Raw genomic sequence first — 24,366 nt, 5'->3', positions numbered from 1 at the left:
GTATATAGGCGGTGACGGGACAGGGTAAAACGGGGCGGGGAGAGAAGCTCGGCTTGGGCTGGCGCGCGCCCATAAAAAAAGCCCCGCCGAAGCGGGGCTTTGATCCTGCGGCAATCAGTCGCGAATTATTGCGGCTGACGCGAGGTTCCAACAACTTCCACTTCCACGCGACGATCCGGTGCGAGGCAAGCGATAAGCTGCTTGTGGTTCTTCTGGTTGCAACCGGTGGTAACCGGGTTGCGCTTGCCCTTGCCTTCCGTATAGATACGGTTGGCTTCGATGCCCTTGCTGACCAAGTATGCCTTGACCGCTTGTGCACGACGCAGGGACAGACGATCGTTGTACTTGTCCGAACCAATGCGGTCGGTGTAACCCGTAGCAACCACGACTTCCAGGTTCAGGTCGCCAATCTTCGATGCGAGATCGTCAAGCTTAGCCTTACCAGCCGGCTTCAGGATTGCCTTGTCGAAGTCGAACAGAGCGTCAGCTTGGTACGTAACCTTCTGGCTTTGGATGACCGGCGCAACCGGAGCGACCGGAGCCGGCGGCGTCGGTGCTTGCGCAACCAGCGCGCCATCGCACTTTGCGTTTGCCGTAGCCGGGGTCCAGAACGCATCGCGCCAGCAAAGCTCGTTCGTACCGTTCATCCACACATATTCGCCCGTGCCGTTCACCCAGTTGTCATTGACTGCCTGACGTGAAGCCGGGACCGATTGCGCCATAGCCGATGCAGCCATAACTGCGGTAGCTGCAATGAACGCGAGCTTTGAAAGTTTATTCATATTTCTCCTCTCGAAATTGAGATTACCGCAGGTTTACTGCGAGCCTTGTTGACAAAGACAAGTCATACATTGCTCGAAGTATAACATTACCGCGGAACAAAACGCTGTGTGTAGACTTCGAGCAGTGTCTAACTTTGTGCGTTGGCATTTTGCCATATCGTTCCCTTGCAACGATAAAAATATCCCCGGGGCCCCAACGCCCGCAACCTTATGTGGTGCATGCGCAACAAGACGGGGCATGGGAAAAGCAGGGTTTGATATGCGCGTCTTATGCGCATGATACGTGCCCACCCGGAACTTTTTCGCAAAACATCAATACATTTTTTTCCGTGGTTTTTCGCGCTAAATCGGCGACGTCCAAAACCCGGGAATCGCGATCATAGCGGGTTAGTCTGACGTTTTCACTGAGTCGCGCGAAGCAAATTGTAAGCTTGCGCTACAAATGCGTTGCAAACCCGTGAAAAAGTTCCCTTCGCGCTTTTACGTCCACGCCGTTCGCCCGCGTGCGCACTGTATGTATATACGCGCCACTGCCGGGCGCGGATGCCGCGCATGTTAGAATCGCGTGATGCGTTGCGTTCGCAATGCCGATGCTAAACGCCGGTGAATTGAGGGAAAACGTCGCGAAAGGGATGTTTATTCCGTGCCGGCGCCGCACAGTTCAAGACACGGATAAATGGATCAATTCGCCAAAGAGACCCTGCCAATCTCCCTCGAGGAGGAAATGCGCCGCTCATATCTCGATTACGCGATGAGCGTGATCGTGGGGCGAGCGCTGCCCGATGTCCGCGACGGCTTGAAGCCTGTCCACCGTCGCGCGCTGTATTCCATGCACGAGCTGAACAACGACTGGAATCGCGCATATAAGAAGTCGGCGCGTATTGTTGGCGACGTGATCGGTAAATATCACCCGCACGGCGACCAGTCGGTGTACGACACCATCGTGCGGATGGCGCAACCGTTTTCGCTCCGCTACATGCTGGTCGACGGTCAGGGCAATTTCGGTTCGGTCGACGGCGACAACGCCGCGGCCATGCGATACACCGAAATCCGCATGGCGAAGATCGGCCACGAACTGCTGGCGGATATCGACAAGGAAACGGTCGACTTCGGTCCGAACTACGACGGCAGCGAAAGCGAGCCGCTGGTTCTGCCGGCGCGGATTCCCAATCTGCTGATCAACGGCTCGGCCGGCATCGCGGTTGGCATGGCGACGAACATTCCGCCGCACAACCTGCGCGAAATCGTCGATGCCTGCATGCATCTGCTGAACAACCCTGACAGCACGATCGACGAACTGATGGAAATCGTTCCGGGGCCGGACTTCCCGACCTACGGCGTGATTTACGGTGTGTCGGGCGTGAAAGACGGGTATCGCACGGGGCGCGGACGCGTCGTGATGCGTGCAACCACGCACTTCGAGGAGATCGATCGCGGCCAGCGCATGGCGATCATCGTCGACGAAATCCCGTATCAGGTGAACAAACGCACGCTGCTCGAGCGCATCGCCGAGCTGGTGAACGAGAAGAAGATCGAAGGCATCTCGGACATCCGCGACGAATCCGACAAGAGCGGCATGCGCGTCGTGGTTGAGCTCAAGCGCGGCGAAGTGCCCGAAGTGGTGCTGAACAACCTGTACAAGCTGACGCAGCTTCAGGACACGTTCGGCATGAACATGGTCGCGCTGGTCGACGGCCAGCCGCGCCTGCTCAACCTGAAGCAAATGCTGGAGTGCTTCCTGTCGCATCGGCGGGAAGTGCTGACGCGGCGCACTGTATACGAACTGCGTAAAGCGCGGGATCGCGGACACGTGCTGGAAGGTCTGGCGGTAGCGCTCGCGAATATCGACGAATTCATTCGGATCATCAAGGCCGCTCCGACTCCGCCGATCGCGAAGCAGGACTTGATGAACAACGCCTGGGATTCGGAAATCGTCCGCGAAATGCTGTCGCGCGCGGAAACCGAAGCGTCAGGCGGACGTCAGGCGTATCGGCCGGAAGGTCTGAATCCGGCCTACGGCATGCAGGCCGATGGCTTGTACAAGCTTTCCGACGTTCAGGCGCAGGAAATTCTGCAAATGCGCTTGCAACGCCTGACCGGTCTGGAGCAGGACAAGATCGTCGGCGAGTACAAGGACGTCATGGCGCAGATCGCCGACTTGCTCGATATCCTCGCGCGGCCGGAGCGGATTCGGCAGATCATCGTTGATGAATTGGGTACGGTTCGCAACGAGTTTGGCGACGACCGCCGTTCGCGCATCGAACTGAATGCCACGGAGCTGAACACCGAAGACCTGATCACGCCGCAGGAAATGGTCGTGACCATGTCTCATACCGGCTACGTAAAATCGCAGCCGCTTTCCGAATATCGGGCGCAAAAGCGCGGCGGCCGCGGCAAGCAGGCCACGCAGATGAAGGAAGACGACTGGATCGACACGTTGTTCATCGCGAACACGCACGATCACATGTTGTGTTTCTCGAATCGCGGGCGCGTGTACTGGATCAAGGTCTACGAAGTCCCACAAGGTTCGCGGAATTCGCGCGGCCGTCCGATCGTCAATATGTTCCCGCTGCAGGACGGCGAGAAGATCAACGTCGTATTGCCGATCAAGGAATTCTCGGCTGATAAGTACGTCTTCATGGCGACGTCTTTGGGTACGGTCAAGAAGACGCCGCTGGAAGCTTTCAGCCGGCCGCTGCGCAAGGGCATTATCGCGGTCGGACTGGACGAGGGTGATTTCCTGATCGGCGCCGCGATCACGGATGGTGAACACGACGTGATGCTGTTTTCGGATTCGGGCAAGGCAGTTCGCTTCGACGAAAACGATGTTCGCGCCATGGGCCGTGAAGCGCGCGGCGTGCGCGGCATGCAGCTGGAAGACGGGCAACAGGTTATCGCGCTGCTGGTTGCGGGCGGCGAGAACCAGTCTGTGCTGACCGCGACCGAGAACGGTTTCGGCAAGCGCACGCCGATTGGCGAGTACACGCGTCATGGTCGTGGCACGAAGGGCATGATCGCGATCCAGACATCGGAACGTAACGGCAAGGTGGTTGCCGCAACGCTCGTCGAGCCGGAAAGCGAGATCATGCTGATCACCAATACGGGTGTGCTGATCCGCACGCGCGTGTCCGAGATCCGTGAGATGGGCCGTGCAACCCAAGGTGTTACACTCATCAGTCTTGACGACGGCACGAAGTTATCCGGCCTGCAGCACATCGCCGAGGCGGAAGTGGCGGTCGAACTCGACGCGGATCTGGAAGGTGACGCGTCTGACACACTCGACACACCATCGGCCAGCGACGCTGGCGACAGTCCCGACGACACGTCCGAGGGCGGCGAAGACACAACGTCCTGATCGCTGCCTGCCGACGAGCACTCGTTCTGTTTCTGAAAGCTTGAATCTATAAGCTGCGCGAATCCGAGCATGTCCCACGTGACATGCCGACTCGCGCAGCGGTAGAAACGAAAATTTTTTAAGGGAGTAATGATGCAAAAACAGTTTAAACAATGGATCTTGCTGGCTGCTTTGGTACCGGCTTTCGCATCGGCTCAATCGCTCCAGAGCCAATCGGCAGCGCCGGCACCGGCTGCGGCTACAGCGGCTCCGGATCCGGCGAAGCAAGCTGCGATCAAGAGCCTGCTGGACGCAATCGACGCGCAAAAGCTCGTCGGCGCCATTGGTAACAGCGCGCAAATGCAGTCGAAGCAACTGGTTCCGGCCATCCTGTCCGACGCTTTGAGCGAAAACAAGACGCTGAACGACAAGCAGAAACAAGCTGCCGTTCCTCAGCTCCAGAAGGACACGGTACCGAAGCTGGTCGACTCTGCTGGTCAAGTGTTCGCAACGGACTCGTTCCGCCAGGACGCCATGCAAGCTCAGTACGACGCATACGCGAAGTACTACACCACGGCTGAAATCAACGACCTGACGACGTTCTACAAGAGCCCGACAGGACGCAAGTTCATCCAGGTTCAGGACCAGGTTGGTCGTGACGTGGTGAACGGCCTGATGCAAAAGTACATGCCGCAAGCCATTAAGGCGACGCGTACGCAAGCAGACAAGGAAGTGGCGTCGGTCAAGCCGGCCAAGTAAGCTCAAGCCGGGCCGCTGAAACCCGCGGCCGCTAACGCGGCTCTAGTTTGGCGGGTTTTCGGGACGGTGCGATAATGGCTGTTTGCGTGCATACGCAAACAGCCATTTCTTTTTCAGGCGCGGTTTTGATCTCTTCCTGACCGCGTCCGGCTTTTCGGGGTCTCTATTCTTATGCGCGTATTCAATTTCTCCGCTGGTCCTGCTGCAATGCCCGAAGAAGTACTCCGTCAAGCTGCCGACGAAATGCTCGACTGGAACGGCAGCGGCATGAGCGTGATGGAAATGAGTCATCGCGGCGCCGAGTTCATGTCGATCCACGAAGCGGCGCTGACCGATCTCCGCGACTTGCTCAAGGTTCCGGCATCGCACAGGATCCTGTTTTTGCAGGGCGGCGGGATTGGCGAAAACGCGATTGTGCCGCTGAACTTGCTCGGATCGCGCAAGACGGCGGATTTCGTGGTGACTGGTTCATGGTCGCAGAAATCGTTCAAGGAAGCGCAGAAATACGGCACGCCGCACATCGCGGCAAACGGGAAGACGGAGGAAGGTTTCACCCACGTTCCGAAGATCGCCGAATGGCATCTTTCCGAGGATCCCGCGTACGTCCACCTTTGCACGAACGAAACCATCGATGGCGTGGAGACCTTCGAGATTCCGGATCTCGGTTCCGTGCCGCTGGTTGCCGACGCTTCGTCGCATATTCTTTCGCGGCCAATGGACATCGCCAAGTACGGCGTGCTCTTTGGCGGCGCGCAGAAGAACATTGGCATGGCGGGCGTGACGGTCGTGATCGTGCGCGAGGATCTGCTCGATCGCGCACTGGCCATCTGCCCTTCGGCGTTCGAATGGAAGACCATTGCCGCGAACAATTCGATGTACAACACGCCGCCTACCTACGCCATTTATATTGCCGGCCTCGTTTTCAAGTGGCTGAAAAAGCAGGGCGGGCTCGAAGCCATGGAAGCGCGCAGCATCGAAAAATCGTCGATGCTGTATGACACCATCGACTCGAGCAGCTTCTATTTGAACAAAGTTGAGCGTCAGTCGCGTTCGAGAATGAACGTACCGTTTTTTCTCGCCGACGAAACCCGTAACGAAGCATTCCTGGCCGGCGCGAGAGCGCGGGGCCTGCTGCAGCTGAAAGGCCACAAGTCGGTCGGCGGCATGCGAGCGTCCATCTATAACGCCGTGCCGCTCGAAGCGGTGAAGACGCTTGTCGAGTATATGAAGGATTTCGAGCAGACCAGCGCCTGATTTGTCCTCCAATGCTTCACCACGCTTATCCGACTTGAACCAGACATCGCATGGACGACGACCTTAATTCTCAACTCAAACCGCTGCGTGAGCGCATCGATGCGCTCGACGCGCAGCTCATCGCGCTCCTGAATCAGCGCGCCGCGGTCGCGCTCGAAGTGGGCGAGGTGAAGAAGCATTTCAACGCGCCCGTGTTCCGCCCGGAGCGCGAACTGCAGGTGATCGCGCGGCTTCAGGACATGAGCGAAGGCCCGCTTGCCGACGATCACATCAGCTCGATCTGGCGCGAAATCATGGCGGCGAGCCGCGCGCTCGAACAAACGCTGCGTGCCGCGTTTCTCGGACCGGTCGGCACGTACAGCGAGCAGGCGATGTTCGAATATTTCGGACATTCCATTGAAGGTTTGCCGTGTCCTTCCATCGACGAAGTGTTTCGCTCCGTTGAAGCGGGCGCAGCCGAATTTGGCGTTGTGCCGGTCGAGAATTCGGCGGAAGGCGCGGTATCGCGGACGCTCGATTTGTTGTTGCAGACGTCGCTTGTGATTGGCGGCGAGCTGGCTTTGCCGATTCACCATAATTTGCTGACGGCGTCCGGCACGCTCGACGGCGTGACGCGCGTGTTCGCGCATCCGCAAGCGCTCGCGCAATGTCAACATTGGCTGACCGCTAACGCGCCTACTTTGGCGCGTCAGGCGGTATCGAGCAACGCGGAAGCGGCGCGGTTGGCTGTTGGCGACCCGAGCATCGCGGCAATCGCGGGCGATCGCGCGGCGACACATTACGGCTTAGGCGTAGTGCGATCCATGATTCAGGACGATCCGCACAACCGCACGCGCTTCGTAATGATCGGCAAGGAACGCACGGGCGTGAGCGGCTTCGACCAGACGTCGCTGATTGTTTCGGTGGCGAACGAGCCGGGCGCATTGCTCAAGCTGCTTGAACCGCTGGCGCGGTTTGGTGTGTCGATGACGCGTTTCGAGTCGCGTCCGGCGCGCGTCGGCACATGGGAGTACTACTTTTATATCGATGTGGAAGGCCATCGCGACGATACGGCCGTGGCCGGCGCGCTCGCCGAACTCGGCGAAAAGGCCGAATTTCTCAAGGTTCTCGGGTCATACCCGCGCGCTCGCTGATTCCCTGATAAAAACGCTGGAGAAACTATGACATCGCAATTCGGCCCTTCCTACGTGCGCGCGATCGCGCCCTATATTGCCGGTAAGCCGATCTCGGAAGTGGCGCGTGAATTCGGGCTGAACGAAGCAGATATCGTGAAGCTCGCGTCGAACGAAAATCCACTGGGCATGCCCGAATCCGCCAAGCGCGCGATGGCGGAAGCCATGGCTGAACTCGGTCGTTATCCGGATTCGAACGGCTTCGAGTTGAAGGCTGCGCTCGGCGAACGTTATGGCGTGCCGCCGGAATGGATCACGCTTGGCAACGGCAGCAACGACATTCTCGAAATCGCCGCGCATGCGCTGGTGGAAAAGGGCCAGTCGGTCGTGTATTCGCAGTACTCGTTCGCCGTCTACGCGCTTGCCACGCAAGGTCTGGGCGCGCGCGCGATTGTCGTCCCGGCTGTGAAATACGGTCACGATCTCGACGCGATGCTCGCGGCAATCGCCGACGATACACGCCTTGTGTTCGTCGCGAATCCGAACAATCCGACTGGCACGTTTATCGAAGGTCCCGCGCTCGAGGCGTTTATCTCGCGTGTTCCGCGCCACGTCGCCGTTGTGCTGGACGAGGCGTACACGGAATATCTCGCGAAGGACAAACGCTACGATTCAATTGAATGGGTGCGTCGATATCCGAACCTGATCGTGTCGCGCACGTTCTCCAAGGCGTTTGGCCTGGCCGGATTGCGCGTGGGTTTTGCCATCGCCCAGCCGGAACAAACCGATTTGCTGAACCGACTGCGTCAGCCGTTCAACGTGAATTCGCTGGCGCAAGCCGCCGCGATTGCCGCGCTGAAAGATACGGCGTTTCTCGCGAAAAGCGCGGAGATCAACGCGGCGGGTTATCGCCGGCTCACCGAAGCGTTCGATAATCTGGGCCTCGAATATGTTCCGTCCGATGGCAACTTCGTGATGGTGCGCGTGGGCAATGACGACGCCGCCGGGCAGCGCGTGAATCTCGCGTTGCTCAAGCAAGGCGTGATCGTACGGCCCGTTGCAAATTATGGCTTGTTGCCGTGGCTGCGCATCACGATCGGTTTGCCGGAAGAAAACCAGGCGTTTATTGCCGCGCTCGAAAAGGCGCTGTCGGCGACGGCCTGATTGTTTGCCATGGGCTTGAGTCATAAAGCCCTCGATTGTTCACCCTTCGCGCCTTCGGGCGCGTTTTTATCGATGTCTCGTGGCCGCGTTCTCATTCAATAAACTCGTGATTTTCGGCGTCGGTCTGATCGGCGGATCGCTCGCGCGCGCGTTGCGTGTACACGCCGTGCGCGTTCACGCTGGCGCGACGGGCGAAATCATCGGCGTTGGCCGTTCGGCGAAATCCGTCGAGCGCGCGCTGGAACTCGGCGTGATCGATTCGGCCGTGTTTCTCGACGACGACAACGCGCTCAAGCAAGCCTTGCACGATGCCGATTTCGTACTGATCGCTGCGCCCGTTGCGCAGACCGAGCCGTTGCTGCAAAGGATCGTGCCGTTCCTCGATGCACGCACTATAGTCACCGATGCCGGCAGCACAAAAAGCGACGCGGTTGTCGCAGCGCGTGCGGCGCTTGGCGCGCGGGCTGCGCAGTTCGTGCCGGGCCATCCAATAGCCGGCCGTGAATCGAGCGGCGTGGATGCCGCGCTGCCCGATCTTTACGTCGATAGAAACGTCGTGCTCTGTCCGTTGCCCGAAAACGCGCCGGAATCCGTCGAGCGCGTCGCCGAGATGTGGCGCGCGACCGGCGCTTCGGTGCACATGATGAGCGCTGAGCAGCATGACGGTGTGTTTGCATCGGTCAGCCATTTGCCGCATGTGTTGTCGTTCGCGCTCGTCGAGCAGATCCTGGAAGCGCCGGACGCCGCGCTGAAGTTTTCGTTCGCGGCAGGCGGGTTTCGCGATTTCACGCGCATCGCGGCGTCGAGCCCGGAAATGTGGCGCGACGTGTGCATCGCGAACCGGGCTGCGCTTCTGACTGAAATCGATGCTTACACCGCCGTGCTCGCGCGTTTTCGCCAGGCAATCGAGGACTCGGACGCAGCCGCGCTTGAAGCCGCATTCGAGCGCTCGCGAACGGCGCGCAGCCAATGGCAACAAGGCGGCGGGCTCAAAACCGCCGACGATTCCGCACAATAGTTAACTGGACCTGTACATGGAACACCTCGATCTCGGACCTTTTTCACGTGCGTCCGGCACGGTCCGGCTGCCCGGATCGAAGAGCATTTCGAACCGCGTCTTGCTGCTCGCGGCGTTGGCCGAAGGCGAAACGGTCATCACCAATCTGCTGGATTCCGACGATACCCGCGTGATGCTCGCCGCGCTCGACACGCTTGGCGTCGAAGTGAAAAACGATGGCGAGCGTTGCGTCGTGAAGGGAACGGGCGGCGGATTTCCGGTGAAATTGGCGGAGCTTTTCCTCGGCAACGCGGGAACGGCGGTGCGTCCGCTGACGGCGGCGCTGGCGCTGAACGGCGGCGAATATCGTGTGCACGGCGTGCCGCGCATGCATGAACGGCCGATCGGCGATCTCGTCGACGGCCTGCGTCAGATTGGCGCGTCGATCGATTACGAAGCGAATGCCGGTTTCCCGCCGTTGCGCATTCATCCGGCTGAGATTTCCGTCGATCAACCGATCAAGGTTCGCGGCGACGTTTCCAGCCAGTTCCTGACCGCTTTGCTGATGAGCTTGCCGCTCGCGAAAAATTCGCGCGGCCCGATTGTGATCGAAGTGGAAGGTGAGCTGATTTCGAAGCCGTACATCGATATCACGATCAAGCTGATGGAGCGTTTTGGCCTGACCGTAGAACGCGACGGCTGGTCGCGTTTCACGTTGCCGGCTGGCGCGCGTTATGCATCGCCGGGCACGATTGCAGTGGAAGGCGATGCGTCGTCGGCGTCATATTTCCTTGCGGCCGGCGCACTGGGCGGCGGTCCGCTGCGCGTTGAAGGCGTGGGCCGCGCGAGCATCCAGGGCGACGTGAATTTCGCCGACGCGCTGATCCGCATGGGCGCGAACGTGATGCTTGGCGACGACTGGATCGAAGTGCGCGGCGTGGAGTCCGACGACGGCAAGCTGATGCCCATCGACATGGATTTCAACCTGATCCCCGATGCCGCGATGACCATCGCGGTCGCCGCCTTGTTCGCGAACGGCACGACCACGCTGCGTAATATCGCGAGCTGGCGCGTCAAGGAAACGGACCGCATTGCCGCAATGGCCACGGAATTGCGCAAGGTCGGCGCAACGGTCGAGGAGGGCGCGGATTTCCTCGTAGTCACGCCGCCGGCGCAGTTGACCCCGAACGCCGCTATCGATACCTACGACGACCATCGCATGGCGATGTGTTTCTCGCTCGTCAGTCTGGGCGGCGTGCCGGTTCGCATCAACGATCCGAAATGCGTGGGGAAGACCTTCCCGGATTATTTCGAGCAATTTGCGAGGCTGGCGAAGGCGTGATGACCGTGACTACTATATATAAGCGCGCTTTTTTCGGCCGTCCGGTGTGTCTTCGATGAAACCGACACGTCCCTTTCATCAAACGCCGGTGATCACCATCGACGGCCCGACGGCGTCGGGCAAAGGCACCGTCGCTGCCGTGGTCGCCGCCACGCTGGGTTTCCATCTGCTCGACAGCGGTGCGTTGTATCGGCTGACGGCGTTGGCGAGCGCGCGCTACAGCGTTGAACCCGAAAACGGCGATGCGCTCGCGAAACTCGTCGCCGAGCTTCACATCACGTTTCGCGAAGGCTTGGCGCAGCTCGACGGCGTGGATGTGTCCACCGAAATCCGCGCCGAAGAAATCGGCAAACGCGCCTCGGCCATAGCGGTCCACAGCCAGGTTAGGACGGCGCTGATTGCCCGTCAGCGGGCGTTCCGCAAGCCTCCGGGGCTGGTTGCGGACGGTCGCGACATGGGAACCGTTATTTTCCCCGATGCAACGCTCAAGGTATTTCTCACGGCGAGTGCAGAAGCCCGCGCCGCGCGCCGGCATAAGCAATTGATACAAAAAGGCTTTTCTGCTAATATGGAAGACTTGCTGCGAGATTTGCGCGAGCGGGACGCACGGGACAGCAGCCGTGCAACCGCGCCGCTCAAGCCAGCAGTGGACGCGAAGACGCTGGACACCTCCGGGCTATCCATCGACCAGGCTGTCGATCAGATCATCGGTTGGTACAAGGCAATTCCCGTCTGAGTTGCGGTAACTCGTTGCAAAAAGCCGACAAGTTGGTTGGCTTTGCGTTGGAGCTCCATGAGAAACATGGAGCGTGTTTTAACCCCTCAACCCCGTGTGGTGCTCGCTTCTTTTGTTTCTTTGTAATTTGCCCGAATGGTTCGGGCAGGCAAACGCGAAGTAGCCGCGCAACTATAGATTTTTATGTCCGACCTGCAAACATCTACCCCGAATACCGAATCTTTTGCGGCTCTGTTCGAAGAGTCGTTGACCAAGCAGGACATGCGTGCGGGTGAAGTCATCTCCGCCGAAGTCGTGCGCGTCGACCACAATTTCGTGGTCGTCAACGCGGGTCTCAAGTCCGAAGCCTACATTCCGCTCGAAGAATTCCTGAACGACGCGGGCGAGGTAGAAGTGCAGGCGGGCGACTTTGTTTCCGTGGCTATCGACGCCCTGGAAAATGGTTATGGCGACACCATCCTGTCGCGTGACAAGGCGAAGCGTCTGGCTTCGTGGCTGTCGCTGGAAAAAGCGCTGGACAACAACGAACTCGTGACCGGCACGATCACGGGCAAAGTCAAGGGCGGCATGACCGTGATGGTCAACGGCATCCGCGCGTTCCTGCCGGGTTCGCTGGTCGACACGCGTCCGGTCAAGGACACGACCCCGTACGAAGGCAAGACACTCGAATTCCGCGTGATCAAGCTCGACCGCAAGCGCAACAACGTCGTGTTGTCGCGCCGCGCCGTGATCGAAGCCACACAAGGCGAAGAGCGCGCAAAGCTGCTCGAAACGCTGAAGGAAGGCGCGATCGTGGAAGGCGTGGTCAAGAACATCACGGACTACGGCGCATTCGTGGACCTCGGTGGTATCGACGGCCTGCTGCACATCACGGACATCGCCTGGCGTCGTGTGCGTCACCCGAGCGAAGTTTTGTCGGTTGGCCAGGAAGTCACCGCCAAGATCCTCAAGTTCGACCAAGAGAAGAACCGCGTTTCGCTCGGTATCAAGCAACTCGGCGACGATCCGTGGGAAGGCATTTCCCGCCGTTACCCGTCGGGCACGCGTCTGTTCGGCAAGGTCACGAACATCACTGACTACGGCGCATTCGTCGAAGTGGAATCGGGCATCGAAGGCTTGGTTCACGTGTCGGAAATGGACTGGACGAACAAGAACGTTGCACCGTCGAAAGTTGTGCAACTCGGTGACGAAGTCGAAGTCATGGTTCTCGAAATCGATGAAGACCGCCGCCGTATCAGCCTCGGCATGAAGCAGTGCAAGCCGAACCCGTGGGACGACTTCAGCCGCAACTTCAAGAAGGGCGACAAGCTGGAAGGCGCCATCAAGTCGATTACCGACTTCGGCGTGTTCATCGGTTTGCCGGGCGGTATCGACGGTCTGGTTCACCTCTCGGACCTGTCGTGGAGCGAAACGGGCGAAGAAGCTGTTCGCAAGTACAAGAAGGGCGACGAAGTTCAGGCAATCGTTCTGGGCATCGACGTGGAGAAGGAACGCATCTCGCTGGGCATCAAGCAGCTCGAAGGCGATCCGTTCAGCAACTTCGTGGCAATGAACGACAAGGGCGCGACGGTTGACGGCGTGGTCAAGTCGGTTGACGCGAAAGGCGCAGTCGTGACGTTGACGGCGGACGTGGAAGGTTATCTCCGCGCGTCGGAAATTGCTCAGGACCGCGTGGAAGATGCTCGCAACGTGCTGAAGGAAGGCGACAAGGTCAACGCGATGATCATCAACATTGATCGCAAGTCGCGTGGCATCAACCTGTCGATCAAGGCCAAGGATTCGGCCGAGCAACAGGAAGCCATCCGTGGTCTGGCTTCGGCTGACTCGAGCACGGCTGCAACCGGCACGACGAACCTTGGCGCGCTGTTGAAGGCCAAGCTCGACGGCCAGAACGGCTAAGCCGCAGGTATTGCTGCAGCATGACCAAATCGGAATTGGTCGCCCAACTGGCGCTGCGATTTCCGCAACTTGTACTTAAAGATGCGGATTTCGCGGTGAAGACGATGCTCGATGCAATGTCGGACGCTTTGGCGAACGGTCATCGTATTGAAATTCGCGGCTTTGGCAGTTTCGGCCTCAATCGCCGGCCATCGCGCGTTGGCCGCAATCCTAAGTCAGGTGAGAAAGTGCTGGTACCGGAGAAATTCGTACCGCACTTCAAACCAGGCAAGGAGTTGCGCGAACGTGTCGACGGCCGTGCGGGCGAACCGCTGAAACAGTCGAACGAACCGGATAGCGACGAAGACGACGATGTTTGACCAGCGTCCGGATTCCTTCTGGTTCAAGCGCCGCGCCGCCAGCGGCAAATGACCGAAAAAAGCACCCGTCAGGGTGCTTTTTTTATGCCCGTGTTTATGTTCATGCGGCAATCCGCAGCGGTATAAAAATAGACCGATCGGCCTACATCTCCGCGCCTTTGCGCTTTGCTCCATACGCATCAATTACAATACCGGACGCTCATGACTTCCGGCGATATGGCGTGCAATTTGCACATCTCATGTTCGCAGCCCCTTAAGTCGCAGGTCGCTTCATCCAGTTACCGCCGTCAAAGAGACCCATATGAAATTTTTTGTCTGGCTAATTCGTATCCTCGTTTTCATCGTATTGCTGGTGCTCGCGCTCGCCAACACGCAAACCGCGAGGCTCAATTTTCTCGCCGGATATTCGTGGGACGCACCGCTCATCCTGATTGGTCTGGCGTTTTTTGTGGTCGGCTTGCTGGCTGGATTGCTTTCTTCTTTGCCAACGGTGTTTCGCCTGAGGATGGAAAATGCCCGGCTCAAGCGGGAGTTGCGTACGGCGCGGGATATCCCCGTCGTACCGCAAGATCCGCCCATGCCGCCGCTGATTTGATCGGCATGCGCCGGGCGTCCGTCTCATGCAGCCCGCCGTGTCCGGCAATTAACCTCAAACAAGAAATCGCATGGATCTAGACTTCTGGTGGCTGCTTGTCATTCCGGTCGCATTTGCTCTTGGCTGGATGGCGTCCCGCTATGACCTGAAAACGTTGCTGTCCGAAAACGCCAACCTGCCGCGCTCGTACTTCCGCGGCCTCAATTTCCTGCTGAACGAGCAACACGACAAAGCCATCGATGCGTTCATCGAAGTGGCGAAGCTCGATCCCGAAACCATCGAACTGCACTTTGCGCTCGGCAACCTCTTTCGCCGGCGCGGTGAAACAGACCGCGCAATCCGCGTGCATCAGAATCTGCTGAGCCGTCCCGATTTGCCGGTCGCCGAGCGCGATCATGCGTTGTATGAACTCGGGCAGGACTTTTTGAAGGCAGGTCTGCTGGATCGCGCCGAAGAAACATTCCGGTCGCTCGAGGCGGGCGAATATGCGCTGGGCGCGCAGCGTGCGCTGTTGACCATTTATGAGATCGAGAAGGACTGGAACAAATCGATCGCCACGGCCGAACGTATCGAGCAGATGGGCGCCGCTTCGCTCGCAAAAGAAGTGGCGCAGTTTCACTGCGAACTCGCCCAGGAAGCGCTGCAACGAAAGAATCCCGCCGATGCACGCGCCGAGTTGAAACTCGCGCTCGCGGCAAATCCGGAAAACGTGCGCGCGACAATCCTGGTAGGCGATGTCGACGCAGCCGGCGGCGATCTTGAAGCGGCGATTGCATGCTGGCGTCGCGTGGAGGCGCAGAATGCCGCGTATCTGCCGCTGGTCGCCGAAAAGCTGGTGCAGGCTTATTCGCAACTTGGCCGGACGGCTGAGGGCGTGGATCTGCTGGTCGACTTCGTGAACCGTTACCCAACCAACGATCTGCTCGATGTAGCGTTCAAGCATGTCTCGGAATTGCGTGGACTCGACGCCGCGCACACGCTCGCGCGCCATCAGATGCAGACGTCGCCGAACCTTGCAGGCATGACGCGGCTGCTCGAAGCGCAGGTTGCAACCGCCGAGGAACCGCGCCGTAGCGAGCTCGAACTCATGCGTGCGCTGGTCAAGCAGCGGACCAAGAATTTGCCGCGCTACACGTGCCAGAATTGCGGTTTTCGCGCGCGTCTTTTTTATTGGCAATGTCCGGGCTGCAGTGGCTGGGAAACTTATGCACCGCGCCGGGTCGAGCCGATCACGGCCGCCGCTTGAACGCAGGTTGTATCCACCAGGGACTGCGATCACGGTAGTGCATGCATCGTTTAAATTGATCGGACATCGTGGCCCTTGTGGTCTGATGCCTCGACATTCACCGGATTCTCCGGAACGCATATGAAAATATCCATCATCGGAACGGGCTACGTCGGACTTGTGACCGGCGCTTGCCTCGCCGAAATCGGCAACGACGTACTGTGCCTCGACGTCGATCCGAACAAGATCGGCATCCTCAACAGCGGCGGCGTGCCGATCCACGAGCCGGGCCTCCACGAGATGCTCAAGCGCACGCGCGCGGCGGGCCGGATTCGCTTTTCGACTGACATTAAAGAAAGCGTGGAACATGGCGAAATCCAGTTCATCGCCGTAGGAACGCCGCCGGACGAAGACGGGTCGGCCGATCTGCAATACGTGCTGGAAGCGGCGCGCAATATCGGCCGGTACGCGAACGGCTTCAAGGTCATCGTCGATAAATCCACGGTTCCCGTCGGTACTGCGCAGCACGTTCGGCGCGTAGTCGAAGAGGAATTGCGTTCGCGCGGCATCGAGCCGACGGGGCAAAACGGCTTTTCCGTGCTGTCGAATCCGGAGTTCCTGAAAGAAGGCGCGGCGGTCGACGACTTCATGCGTCCCGACCGAATCGTGCTCGGCGTTGACGACGACGAAGCCGGCCAGCGCGCGCGAGAAAAGATCAAGCTTCTCTACGCGCCGTTCAACCGCAATCACGAACGCACGCTGTATATGGACGTGCGTTCGGCTGAATTCACGAAGTACGCGGCCAACGCCATGCTGGCCACGCGCATTTCGTTCATGAACGATCTGTCGAATCTCGCGGATGCAGTGGGCGCGGACATCGAGGCAGTGCGCCGCGGGATTGGCTCGGATCCGCGTATCGGCTATCACTTCTTGTATGCAGGTTGCGGTTACGGCGGTTCGTGTTTCCCGAAAGACGTGCAGGCGCTCGCGCAAACGGCGCGTGAAAACGGGCATCGGCTGAGGATTCTCGAAGCGGTCGAAGAAGTGAACGACCTGCAAAAGGAAGTGCTCGTCGCGAAGATCACGAAGCGCATGGGCGAGGACCTTCGCGGGCGCACATTCGCCGTGTGGGGTTTGGCGTTCAAGCCGAACACCGACGACATGCGCGAAGCATCGAGCCGCCGTCTGGTTGGCGCCTTGCTTGAGCGCGGCGCAACGGTGCGCGCCTACGACCCCGTGGCGCTGGCCGAAAGCCGTCGCGTTTTCGCGCTCGATCTCGCCGATAAACCCGATCAGCTCGAACGCCTGCATTTTGTCGATTCGCAAAAGGACGCGTTGCCGGGCGCGGATGCGCTCGTGATCGTGACCGAGTGGAAGGAGTTCAAGAGCCCGGATTTCGCGCATCTGAAGAGTGAGCTCAAGATGCCCGTCATCTTCGATGGCCGCAATCTGTATGAACCTGAAGCGATGGCGCAACTCGGCATCGATTATTTTGCAATAGGACGTCCTCATGTCGAACTCACTCACGTCTGACGTCGCGTCGGCGGCTCCCGTCACGCCGGTCCCGCGCGCGCGCATTGCCGCGGCGCGCGTGCTGGTCGTAGGCGACGTGATGCTCGACCGTTACTGGTTCGGCGACGTGAACCGCATCTCGCCGGAAGCGCCGGTGCCGGTCGTGCACGTGCAGCGCAAGGAAGACCGGCTAGGCGGCGCGGCCAACGTGGCGCGCAACGCGGCGGCGCTTGGCGCGCAAGCGGGCCTCCTGTGCGTGGTCGGGCACGATGAGCCGGGTGAATGCATCGTCCAGTTGCTCGACGAAAGCCGCGTCACCGCTCATCTGGAGCGCGATCCGTCGTTGCTTACGACCATCAAATTGCGTGTCTTGTCGCGCCAGCAACAATTGCTGCGCGTGGACTTCGAGAACTCGCCCACGCACGAAGTGCTGAGCGCGTGTCTCGCGCGCTTCGAAACCCTTTTGCCGCAACACGATGTGATCCTGATGTCGGATTACGCGAAGGGCGGTCTGACTCACGTCACGCAGATGATCGCCGACGCCCGCCGCGCTGGCAAAGCGGTTCTCGTCGATCCGAAGGGCGACGATTGGGACCGTTATCGCGGCGCCACGCTGATCACGCCGAACCGTGCCGAGTTGCGTGAAGTGGTCGGGCGCTGGAGTTCCGAAGAGGATTTGCTTCAACGAGTGACCGCGCTGCGTGAATCGCTGGAAATCAGCGCACTGCTGCTGACGCGCTCGGAGGAGGGCATGACGCTGTTCACGGCCGACCAGGTCGTCCACACGCAGGCCGATGCACGCGAAGTGTATGATGTTTCGGGTGCCGGAGACACGGTCATTGCAACCGTTGCAACCATGCTGGGCGCGGGCGTGCCGCTGATCGACTGTATCGCTTACGCCAACCGCGCGGCGGGAATTGTCGTCGGAAAACTAGGTACGGCGACCGTCGACTACAACGAACTTTTCGCCTGACCTTTCGGCTAAAACCACCATGACAATCATCGTTACCGGCGCGGCCGGGTTTATCGGCAGCAACATCGTCAAGGCGCTCAACGAGCGCGGCGAACAGCGGGTGATCGCGGTTGACAACCTCACGCGCGCCGACAAATTCAAGAACCTGGTCGATTGCGAGATCGACGATTACCTCGATAAAACCGAGTTCGTCGCGCGCTTTAAACGCGGTGATTTCGGCAAGGTCAAAGCGGTTTTCCATGAAGGCGCGTGCTCCGACACCATGGAGACCGACGGCCGTTACATGATGGAAAACAACTTCCGTTATAGCCGTGACGTGCTGGACACGTGCCTCACAAACGGCGTGCAGTTCCTGTATGCATCGTCGGCGGCCGTGTATGGCGGATCGAGCGAATTCGTGGAAAGCCGCGAACTCGAAAAGCCGCTGAATGTTTACGGCTATTCGAAATTCCTCTTCGATCAAATCATCCGCCAGCTCCTTCCTGCCGCGAAAAGCCAGATTGTTGGCTTCCGGTATTTCAACGTGTACGGTCAGCGCGAAACCCACAAGGGACGCATGGCATCCGTGGCGTTCCACAATTTCAACCAGTTCCGCGCCGAAGGAAAGGTCAAGTTGTTCGGCGAATACAACGGGTACGGCGCGGGTGAACAGACGCGCGATTTCGTATCCGTGGAAGACGTGACGAAGGTGAACCTGCATTTCTTCGATCATCCGGAGAAGTCGGGCATCTTCAATCTCGGCACAGGGCGTGCGCAGCCGTTCAACGACATTGCATCGACCGTCGTGAATTCGTTGCGCGCCATCAACGGCGAAGCGCCCTTGTCGCTGGCCGAGCTCGTGCAGCGCGGCTTGATCGAATACATTCCATTCCCCGACGCACTGCGCGGCAAGTATCAATGCTTCACGCAGGCAGATCAGTCGAAGCTGCGCGCAGCCGGATACGACGCGCCGTTTTTGACGGTGCAGGAAGGCGTCGACCGATACGTGCGTTGGCTATTCGGTCAGCTATAAAAGCGCTTGCCATTTTCCTACACTGGGTCTCCCGGTCAGCGATCAGCGCGGACCGGTTTTCAAGGGAGACTCACATGATCAAGAAGTTTATTGCGGCATTCACGCTGGCTGTTTCCATGGCGTCGGCATTCGCAGCCGTCGATATCAACGCAGCCAATTCCGACGCATTGCGCGGTATCAAGGGCATTGGTCCGGCCAAAGCGAAAGCCATTCTCGATGAACGCGAGGCACATGGTCCATTCAAAGATGCGGCTGAGCTCAGCAAGCGCGTAAAGGGAATGGGCGGCAAGACGGTCGAGCGTTTGCAAGCCGAAGGGCTGACTATAGGCAAAGGCTCGGGCGCTGCCGTGGCTACCGTCAACGGAGCAGGAAAGCCTGCCACGGGTGCCGTCGCCAAGCCGGCCGCCGGCGCGGTCGTCGTCAAGAAGTAGCGCGGTAAAACGCATTGGCTGGCGCGCCTGGCCGGCCGATGCGCTTCCGGCTTCCAAGCCGCGAAATCGAAGCCGTGATTTCAAAGCCTGTACATCCCCTTGCCCAATAGGGCCGGGCGGCATCAAAAAGACCTGTGGGCTACAATCAAAAGCTCTACGCTTCGCAACGAACCCGGCTATGGCTTACAAAACTATCGAAGACACCATCGGCAATACGCCGCTGGTTCAACTGGTCCGGATTCCGGACGACGAGATTCGCGCGCGAAACAACGTGATCCTCGGCAAGCTCGAGGGTAATAATCCGGCGGGTTCTGTGAAGGATCGCCCGGCTTTATCGATGATCAAGAAGGCGGAAGAGCGCGGGCGCATAAAACCCGGCGACACGCTGATTGAATCGACCAGCGGCAATACCGGCATTGCGCTCGCCATGGCTGCCGCCATTCGCGGCTACAAAATGGTCCTGCTGATGCCGGAAGATTTGTCGATCGAGCGTCGTCAGAGCATGGCCGCATATGGCGCGGAAATCGTGCTGACGCCTGTGACCGGTGGCATGGAATACGCGCGCGATCTGGCCGAACAAATGCAGCGCGACGGCAAAGGCATCATCCTGGATCAGTTTGCCAATCCCGATAACCCGCTTGCCCACTACGAGACTACGGGTCCGGAATTGTGGCAGGACACCGAAGGGCGCATCACTCACTTCGTTTCCGCGATGGGCACGACCGGCACGATCATGGGCGTGTCGCAGTATCTGAAGGAAAAGAACGAGAAGATCGAAATCGTCGGCGCGCAGCCGGAAGAAGGTTCGCGCATTCCAGGCATTCGCAAATGGCCAGAGGCTTACTTGCCGAAGATCTTCGTTCGAAGCCGCGTGGATCGTACTGAAAGTGTGAGCCAGGCGGCGTCCGAAGCCATGGCGCGGCGATTGGCATCGGTGGAAGGCATTTTTTGCGGCATCTCCGCCGCCGGCGCGTGCGAAGTGGCGTTGCGCGTTGCACGTCAGGTCGAGAACGCGACCATCGTCTTCGTGGTCTGCGATCGTGGCGACCGCTATCTGTCGACGGGCGTGTTTCCAGCTTGATATCGGCAAACGCCGGACGTTAAAAAGCCCGGAAGTTCCGGGCTTTTTAACGTCTGAGTAAAACGTGGTTTATCGCGAAGCTACTGATCCGCCGGCGTTCATCTGCGCTTTCACCGCTTCGCCCAGCTGATACACAGCGAGCGCATAGAAGAAACTGCGGTTGTACCGGGTCAGCACGTAGAAGTTGTTCAAGCCAAGCGTGTACTCGGTGGCCCGGCCCGGCGTTGGCAGATCGACGACCGTCACCGGCGTGCCCGCTTCAGCCGCGGTGTTGAGTCCCGGCCCGCCCATCAGCATGCCCGCCTTGAGTAGCTGCGCGAGGGACCAGTGCGGTTCGGGCTGACCGTCGGCGGCAGCTTGCGCAATGCCCTGGCTGCCAACGTCGCCCGCGATTTTCCAGACCACCGGACGCCCGGACTCCCAGCCATGCTGCTTCAGGTAGTTCGCCACGCTGCCGATGGCGTCCGCCGTGCTCGTGCGCAAATCGATATGGCCATTGCCGTCGAAGTCCACCGCGTATTTAACGATGCTGCTAGGCAGGAATTGTGGAATGCCGATAGCGCCCGTGTACGAGCCCAGCACGGTAGTCGGATCGATCTGTTGATCGTGCGTCCAGACCAGCAGGTCTTCGAGGTTCTTGCGGAACGTCGCCTGACGTTCTTCGCGATTCGGCGTGTTCGGATAGTCGAAGGTCAGCGTAGTCAACGCGTCGAGCGCGCGGAAATTGCCCATGTATCGGCCATAAATGGTCTCCACGCCAATGATCCCGACAATCGCTTCCGGCGGCACGCCATATTGATCCGATGCCCGTTGCAACGCGGCCTGATTCGCGCGCCAGAACTTCACGCCGGCGGCAATCCGCACCGGCTCTATGAAACGCGACTGATATGCACGCCAGTTCTTGGTGGCGGGCGTAGGTGAAGGCAGGACGAGCTTGACGGCCGTTGCGGAATAACTCACGCGATTGAACAGCGCGTGCAGCGAGCCGGAATCGAAGTCATAACGCGCGACGAGATCGTTGATGAACGCGTCCACATTGGGATTATTCGCGTAGCGCTGCGGCACGATCTCTTCTTCGAAGTCTTGCCCCTGCGGCACCGCCGGTTGAGGCGAGCCTTGCGCCGCTGCCCGGCCGATGCCGACTGTGCCGATCACGCCAACGAAGCAGGCGATAGAGGCGAGGCGCAGTGTTGCGAGTTGCGCGGATCGCGCCGAAAAAGGCAAGACGGACAAAGCAAACTTAAAGTTCATAGTGTGCGAAATTATGGCGGTGTACCGCGAGGCGCGCTGGAAATACGCGCAGGGCATACAAGAGTCGGATCAGTATAACCGACGTGTTTTCGTGGCTATCCCGAAAGCCACGCAATAGGCGTGCAAGCTCACAAAAGCGCTGTTCATCTGCGGATCGATTTCAGTGTGGTAACTTAACGAGAACCCGCGCGATGCGCCTTTCGGCCATGCTGATGGCAATGAAACGGCATCGCGTACGACAAAAACACCCGAACGATTCGAGACACGCGCGAGATGCTCAGCTTGCGCGGCAAAAACCATGGCTACCGGTTTCTATACCCATCCAGATTGCCTTCTTCACGACATGGGGCCGTGGCATCCCGAGTGTCCGGCGCGCCTGCAGGCCATTGAAGATCAGTTGATTGCGAGTCGTATCGATTCCGGGATCGAGCGCGAAGAAGCGCCGCTCGCGAGCGTCGAGGATCTGGCGCGGGTTCATACGCGGGCGCATATCGACTTTGTGAAACAAACCGCGCCATTGACGGGACGCGCTGAAATCGATCCCGACACGCTAATGTCGCCCGGCTCCTATCAGGCGGCATTGCGCGCGGCGGGCGCGACTATCGCGGCAACGGACGCCGTGATCGCCGGCACGTATGACAACGCGTTCTGCAGCGTGCGTCCGCCAGGACATCACGCCGAACCGGCGCGCGCGATGGGCTTCTGCTTTTTCAACAATATCGCCATTGCCGCGCGGCATGCGCTCGAAGTGCATGGGCTGCAGCGCGTGGCGATAATCGATTTCGATGTACATCACGGCAACGGCACCGAAGCCGCGTTTTCCGGCGACCCACGCGTGCTGATGTGCAGCTTTTTCCAGCATCCGTTTTATCCATACAGCGGCGCCGACAATCACGCGCCGAACATGGTCAATCTGCCAATGCCCGCGCGCACGAAGGGCATGGCCGTGCGTGAAGCCGTCGACATGATGTGGTTGCCGAAGCTCGACGAATTCAAGCCCGAGATGATCTTCGTCTCGGCAGGTTTCGATGCACATCGCGAAGATGATCTCGGCAATATGGGTCTGGTCGAGGACGACTATACGTGGCTCACCGAGCAGATCCGCGCGGTGGCGAAGCGGCATGCGAAGGGGCGCATCGTGAGTTCGCTCGAGGGCGGTTATAACCTGTCGGCGCTCGGTCGCAGCGTGGTCGCGCACGTGCGCGCGCTGGCCGAGATTTGAAGCGCGCTACATCCGCATTCTTTGCAGATCGGCGCGCACGAGCGTCCAGTCGATCAACGCCTTGATCACGCGGTCACGGTCCAGGTCGTTGAGCGTCTCGTGATAACTGCCTTCCAGCATCAGCAGCGTCTTGTCCGTGGAACCGGCATGGGCTTCGAACTCGCGAGCGCCATCGGGATTGGTCAGCGCGTCCTGCGTGCCGTGAAAGACGAACAACGGTAATTTGATCGATGCCCGTTTCGCCTCGATGCGCGCCATTGCTTCTCCGATTTGAGCAACCGTCCGCGCGGGGATCGCCTGATGATGCACGAGCGGATCGCGCCGGTTCGCTTCGACCACGCCATTTGCGCGCGACAACGCGGCCGGGTCGATGGTCATCGCGGGAAAGCGCGGCATGAAGCGGCTGATCGTGCCGCCCATCGCGAGTTTCCATCGCGACGCACTGGCCGGCATTTTCAGCGCAGCGCTCGACAGAATCAGACCTGCGAGCTTCGAGCCGCTATCCGCCAACCGCTCGGCCGCATACAACGCCGCGATGGCGCCGCCCATGCTGTGACCCATCAACAGCAACGGCACGTCCGCAGGCGTGGTCGTCTTTGCGGCGGCGAGCAGGGCGTCGGTATCGAGCAGATACTCATCGAACGAGTTGATCCACACACGTTCGCCCGGCGATTTGCCGTGACCGCGCAGATCCATCGCGATCAATTCAATGCCCGCCGCGTTCAACCGCAGCGCCAGCGCCTCGTATCGCCGCGCGTGTTCGGCCAGACCGTGAACCAGCGCAATTCTCGCAAGCGGCTTCGCGAACGACGGAGCGGCTTCCCATCGATGAAGATAAAGATCGATGCCATCGCGCGTGGCAATGCTGCTGGTTGAATACGTGCTGCGCTCGACTTTTGGCATGGCGGATCTGCAATATCAGGATGGCGCCGATGATAGCGCCTGCGCCGCGCGCAATGCTTTTAGAGCAATTCCCCGATTGTCCTGGACTGCAGATCGCGCGTAAAATAGAACGATCGTTCTGTAATAAATCAGCATTTACTGATTGCTTAAAGTTTAGGGGATTCTCCGGCGGCCGGTCGTCACCGATCCGTCGTTGGCGTTCGGTGACTTGAGTCACTCGTTATAATGGGATTGGTGACGTATTCGTAACTCAGGAGCGTGTGCATGAAAATCTTGGTACCAGTCAAACGCGTGGTCGACTACAACGTGAAAGTCCGGGTAAAGCCGGATGGCAGTGCAGTCGATATCGCGAACGTAAAGATGTCAATGAACCCGTTCGATGAAATCGCCGTCGAAGAAGCCGTGCGTCTGCGTGAAGCGGGC

Annotated in this window: 21 protein-coding genes and 1 pseudogene; 19 read left to right on the top strand and 3 right to left on the bottom strand. The window is 59.4% G+C overall.

The genetic code is table 11. From position 1 onward, the window contains the following. Nucleotides 1-125 precede the first annotated feature (125 nt). Nucleotides 126-782, bottom strand: a complete 657-nt coding sequence (gene ompA / locus ASG35_RS09295; RefSeq protein ID WP_056355836.1) for an outer membrane protein OmpA — start codon at nucleotides 780-782, stop codon at nucleotides 126-128. A 676-nt stretch (nucleotides 783-1,458) separates the two neighbouring features. Between ompA and gyrA the strand changes: the two genes are divergently transcribed. From gyrA to cysM, 17 genes are all read left to right on the top strand, one after another. After that, nucleotides 1,459-4,137 (top strand): DNA gyrase subunit A, encoded by a 2,679-nt coding sequence (gyrA, locus tag ASG35_RS09290; RefSeq protein ID WP_056355834.1) that lies wholly within the window; start codon nucleotides 1,459-1,461, stop codon nucleotides 4,135-4,137. 132 nt (nucleotides 4,138-4,269) lie between these two features. Next, nucleotides 4,270-4,875 (top strand): DUF2059 domain-containing protein, encoded by a 606-nt coding sequence (locus ASG35_RS09285; RefSeq protein ID WP_056355964.1) that lies wholly within the window; start codon nucleotides 4,270-4,272, stop codon nucleotides 4,873-4,875. 171 nt (nucleotides 4,876-5,046) lie between these two features. Next, a complete protein-coding gene (gene serC, locus ASG35_RS09280; protein WP_056355832.1) occupies nucleotides 5,047-6,129 on the top strand; it encodes a 3-phosphoserine/phosphohydroxythreonine transaminase in 1,083 nt (360 codons plus the stop codon). A gap of 50 nt (nucleotides 6,130-6,179) precedes the next feature. Next, nucleotides 6,180-7,262 (top strand): prephenate dehydratase, encoded by a 1,083-nt coding sequence (pheA, locus tag ASG35_RS09275; RefSeq protein ID WP_056355830.1) that lies wholly within the window; start codon nucleotides 6,180-6,182, stop codon nucleotides 7,260-7,262. A gap of 27 nt (nucleotides 7,263-7,289) precedes the next feature. Next, nucleotides 7,290-8,405, top strand: a complete 1,116-nt coding sequence (gene hisC, locus ASG35_RS09270) for a histidinol-phosphate transaminase (RefSeq protein WP_056355829.1) — start codon at nucleotides 7,290-7,292, stop codon at nucleotides 8,403-8,405. A gap of 79 nt (nucleotides 8,406-8,484) precedes the next feature. Then, nucleotides 8,485-9,423 carry a prephenate dehydrogenase gene (locus tag ASG35_RS09265; RefSeq protein WP_056355827.1) on the top strand — a complete coding sequence of 313 codons (939 nt, stop codon included), beginning with the start codon at nucleotides 8,485-8,487 and terminating at the stop codon, nucleotides 9,421-9,423. A gap of 16 nt (nucleotides 9,424-9,439) precedes the next feature. Next, nucleotides 9,440-10,744 carry a 3-phosphoshikimate 1-carboxyvinyltransferase gene (aroA, locus tag ASG35_RS09260; protein WP_056355826.1) on the top strand — a complete coding sequence of 435 codons (1,305 nt, stop codon included), beginning with the start codon at nucleotides 9,440-9,442 and terminating at the stop codon, nucleotides 10,742-10,744. 55 nt (nucleotides 10,745-10,799) lie between these two features. Beyond that, a complete protein-coding gene (cmk, locus tag ASG35_RS09255; protein WP_056355825.1) occupies nucleotides 10,800-11,480 on the top strand; it encodes a (d)CMP kinase in 681 nt (226 codons plus the stop codon). A gap of 183 nt (nucleotides 11,481-11,663) precedes the next feature. After that, nucleotides 11,664-13,379 (top strand): 30S ribosomal protein S1, encoded by a 1,716-nt coding sequence (rpsA, locus tag ASG35_RS09250; RefSeq protein ID WP_047844853.1) that lies wholly within the window; start codon nucleotides 11,664-11,666, stop codon nucleotides 13,377-13,379. A gap of 20 nt (nucleotides 13,380-13,399) precedes the next feature. Continuing rightward, a complete protein-coding gene (locus ASG35_RS09245) occupies nucleotides 13,400-13,738 on the top strand; it encodes an integration host factor subunit beta (RefSeq protein WP_056355824.1) in 339 nt (112 codons plus the stop codon). Nucleotides 13,739-14,039: 301 nt separating this feature from the next. After that, on the top strand, nucleotides 14,040-14,333 hold the full coding sequence (locus ASG35_RS09240; protein WP_056355823.1) for a LapA family protein: 294 nt from the start codon (nucleotides 14,040-14,042) through the stop codon (nucleotides 14,331-14,333). A 70-nt stretch (nucleotides 14,334-14,403) separates the two neighbouring features. Further along, nucleotides 14,404-15,579, top strand: a complete 1,176-nt coding sequence (gene lapB / locus ASG35_RS09235; protein WP_056355820.1) for a lipopolysaccharide assembly protein LapB — start codon at nucleotides 14,404-14,406, stop codon at nucleotides 15,577-15,579. Nucleotides 15,580-15,699: 120 nt separating this feature from the next. Next, a complete protein-coding gene (locus tag ASG35_RS09230; RefSeq protein ID WP_056355818.1) occupies nucleotides 15,700-17,091 on the top strand; it encodes a UDP-glucose dehydrogenase family protein in 1,392 nt (463 codons plus the stop codon). After that, nucleotides 17,069-18,043 carry a D-glycero-beta-D-manno-heptose-7-phosphate kinase gene (gene rfaE1, locus ASG35_RS09225; protein ID WP_056355817.1) on the top strand — a complete coding sequence of 325 codons (975 nt, stop codon included), beginning with the start codon at nucleotides 17,069-17,071 and terminating at the stop codon, nucleotides 18,041-18,043. The genes ASG35_RS09230 and rfaE1 overlap by 23 nt, the downstream gene beginning before the upstream one ends. Nucleotides 18,044-18,062: 19 nt before the next feature. After that, nucleotides 18,063-19,055 (top strand): ADP-glyceromanno-heptose 6-epimerase, encoded by a 993-nt coding sequence (gene rfaD, locus ASG35_RS09220; RefSeq protein WP_056355815.1) that lies wholly within the window; start codon nucleotides 18,063-18,065, stop codon nucleotides 19,053-19,055. Nucleotides 19,056-19,129: 74 nt separating this feature from the next. Beyond that, complete coding sequence (locus tag ASG35_RS09215; RefSeq protein ID WP_056355813.1) at nucleotides 19,130-19,486, top strand: ComEA family DNA-binding protein; 357 nt, start codon at nucleotides 19,130-19,132, stop codon at nucleotides 19,484-19,486. A 178-nt stretch (nucleotides 19,487-19,664) separates the two neighbouring features. Continuing rightward, entirely contained in the window at nucleotides 19,665-20,567 is a 903-nt protein-coding gene (gene cysM, locus ASG35_RS09210; protein WP_056355811.1) for a cysteine synthase CysM, read from the top strand. A 69-nt stretch (nucleotides 20,568-20,636) separates the two neighbouring features. On the opposite strand, the gene mltB is transcribed toward cysM, so the two are convergent. After that, a complete protein-coding gene (gene mltB / locus ASG35_RS09205; protein ID WP_056355809.1) occupies nucleotides 20,637-21,818 on the bottom strand; it encodes a lytic murein transglycosylase B in 1,182 nt (393 codons plus the stop codon). Nucleotides 21,819-22,116: 298 nt separating this feature from the next. Here mltB and ASG35_RS09195 point away from each other — a divergent pair, with 298 nt between their 5' ends. Then, nucleotides 22,117-23,040, top strand: coding sequence for a histone deacetylase family protein (locus ASG35_RS09195; RefSeq protein ID WP_056355805.1), 924 nt, complete (start codon nucleotides 22,117-22,119; stop codon nucleotides 23,038-23,040). 6 nt (nucleotides 23,041-23,046) lie between these two features. Here the strand turns inward: ASG35_RS09195 and ASG35_RS09190 are convergent, their stop codons facing one another. After that, nucleotides 23,047-23,904, bottom strand: a complete 858-nt coding sequence (locus tag ASG35_RS09190) for an alpha/beta hydrolase (protein WP_056355962.1) — start codon at nucleotides 23,902-23,904, stop codon at nucleotides 23,047-23,049. Nucleotides 23,905-24,207: 303 nt separating this feature from the next. Here ASG35_RS09190 and ASG35_RS30715 point away from each other — a divergent pair. Then, nucleotides 24,208-24,366: pseudogene (locus ASG35_RS30715) on the top strand (electron transfer flavoprotein subunit beta/FixA family protein); the annotation flags it as partial.

Origin of the sequence: Burkholderia sp. Leaf177 (genome assembly GCF_001424345.1) — a bacterium.
Taxonomy (GTDB): domain Bacteria; phylum Pseudomonadota; class Gammaproteobacteria; order Burkholderiales; family Burkholderiaceae; genus Caballeronia.
This window is presented reverse-complemented; position numbering and strand designations above follow the sequence as displayed.

Coding starts and splice junctions, on each gene's coding strand:
- gyrA (WP_056355834.1), top strand. CDS start 1,459: ATGGATCAATTCGCCAAAGAGACCCTGCCAATCTCCCTCGAGGAGGAA.
- cysM (WP_056355811.1), top strand. CDS start 19,665: ATGGCTTACAAAACTATCGAAGACACCATCGGCAATACGCCGCTGGTT.
- rpsA (WP_047844853.1), top strand. CDS start 11,664: ATGTCCGACCTGCAAACATCTACCCCGAATACCGAATCTTTTGCGGCT.
- aroA (WP_056355826.1), top strand. CDS start 9,440: ATGGAACACCTCGATCTCGGACCTTTTTCACGTGCGTCCGGCACGGTC.
- ASG35_RS09285 (WP_056355964.1), top strand. CDS start 4,270: ATGCAAAAACAGTTTAAACAATGGATCTTGCTGGCTGCTTTGGTACCG.
- ASG35_RS09195 (WP_056355805.1), top strand. CDS start 22,117: ATGGCTACCGGTTTCTATACCCATCCAGATTGCCTTCTTCACGACATG.
- serC (WP_056355832.1), top strand. CDS start 5,047: ATGCGCGTATTCAATTTCTCCGCTGGTCCTGCTGCAATGCCCGAAGAA.
- lapB (WP_056355820.1), top strand. CDS start 14,404: ATGGATCTAGACTTCTGGTGGCTGCTTGTCATTCCGGTCGCATTTGCT.
- ASG35_RS09215 (WP_056355813.1), top strand. CDS start 19,130: ATGATCAAGAAGTTTATTGCGGCATTCACGCTGGCTGTTTCCATGGCG.
- ASG35_RS09230 (WP_056355818.1), top strand. CDS start 15,700: ATGAAAATATCCATCATCGGAACGGGCTACGTCGGACTTGTGACCGGC.
- cmk (WP_056355825.1), top strand. CDS start 10,800: ATGAAACCGACACGTCCCTTTCATCAAACGCCGGTGATCACCATCGAC.
- hisC (WP_056355829.1), top strand. CDS start 7,290: ATGACATCGCAATTCGGCCCTTCCTACGTGCGCGCGATCGCGCCCTAT.
- ASG35_RS09245 (WP_056355824.1), top strand. CDS start 13,400: ATGACCAAATCGGAATTGGTCGCCCAACTGGCGCTGCGATTTCCGCAA.
- ASG35_RS09240 (WP_056355823.1), top strand. CDS start 14,040: ATGAAATTTTTTGTCTGGCTAATTCGTATCCTCGTTTTCATCGTATTG.
- mltB (WP_056355809.1), bottom strand. CDS start 21,818: ATGAACTTTAAGTTTGCTTTGTCCGTCTTGCCTTTTTCGGCGCGATCC.
- rfaD (WP_056355815.1), top strand. CDS start 18,063: ATGACAATCATCGTTACCGGCGCGGCCGGGTTTATCGGCAGCAACATC.
- ompA (WP_056355836.1), bottom strand. CDS start 782: ATGAATAAACTTTCAAAGCTCGCGTTCATTGCAGCTACCGCAGTTATG.
- pheA (WP_056355830.1), top strand. CDS start 6,180: ATGGACGACGACCTTAATTCTCAACTCAAACCGCTGCGTGAGCGCATC.
- rfaE1 (WP_056355817.1), top strand. CDS start 17,069: ATGTCGAACTCACTCACGTCTGACGTCGCGTCGGCGGCTCCCGTCACG.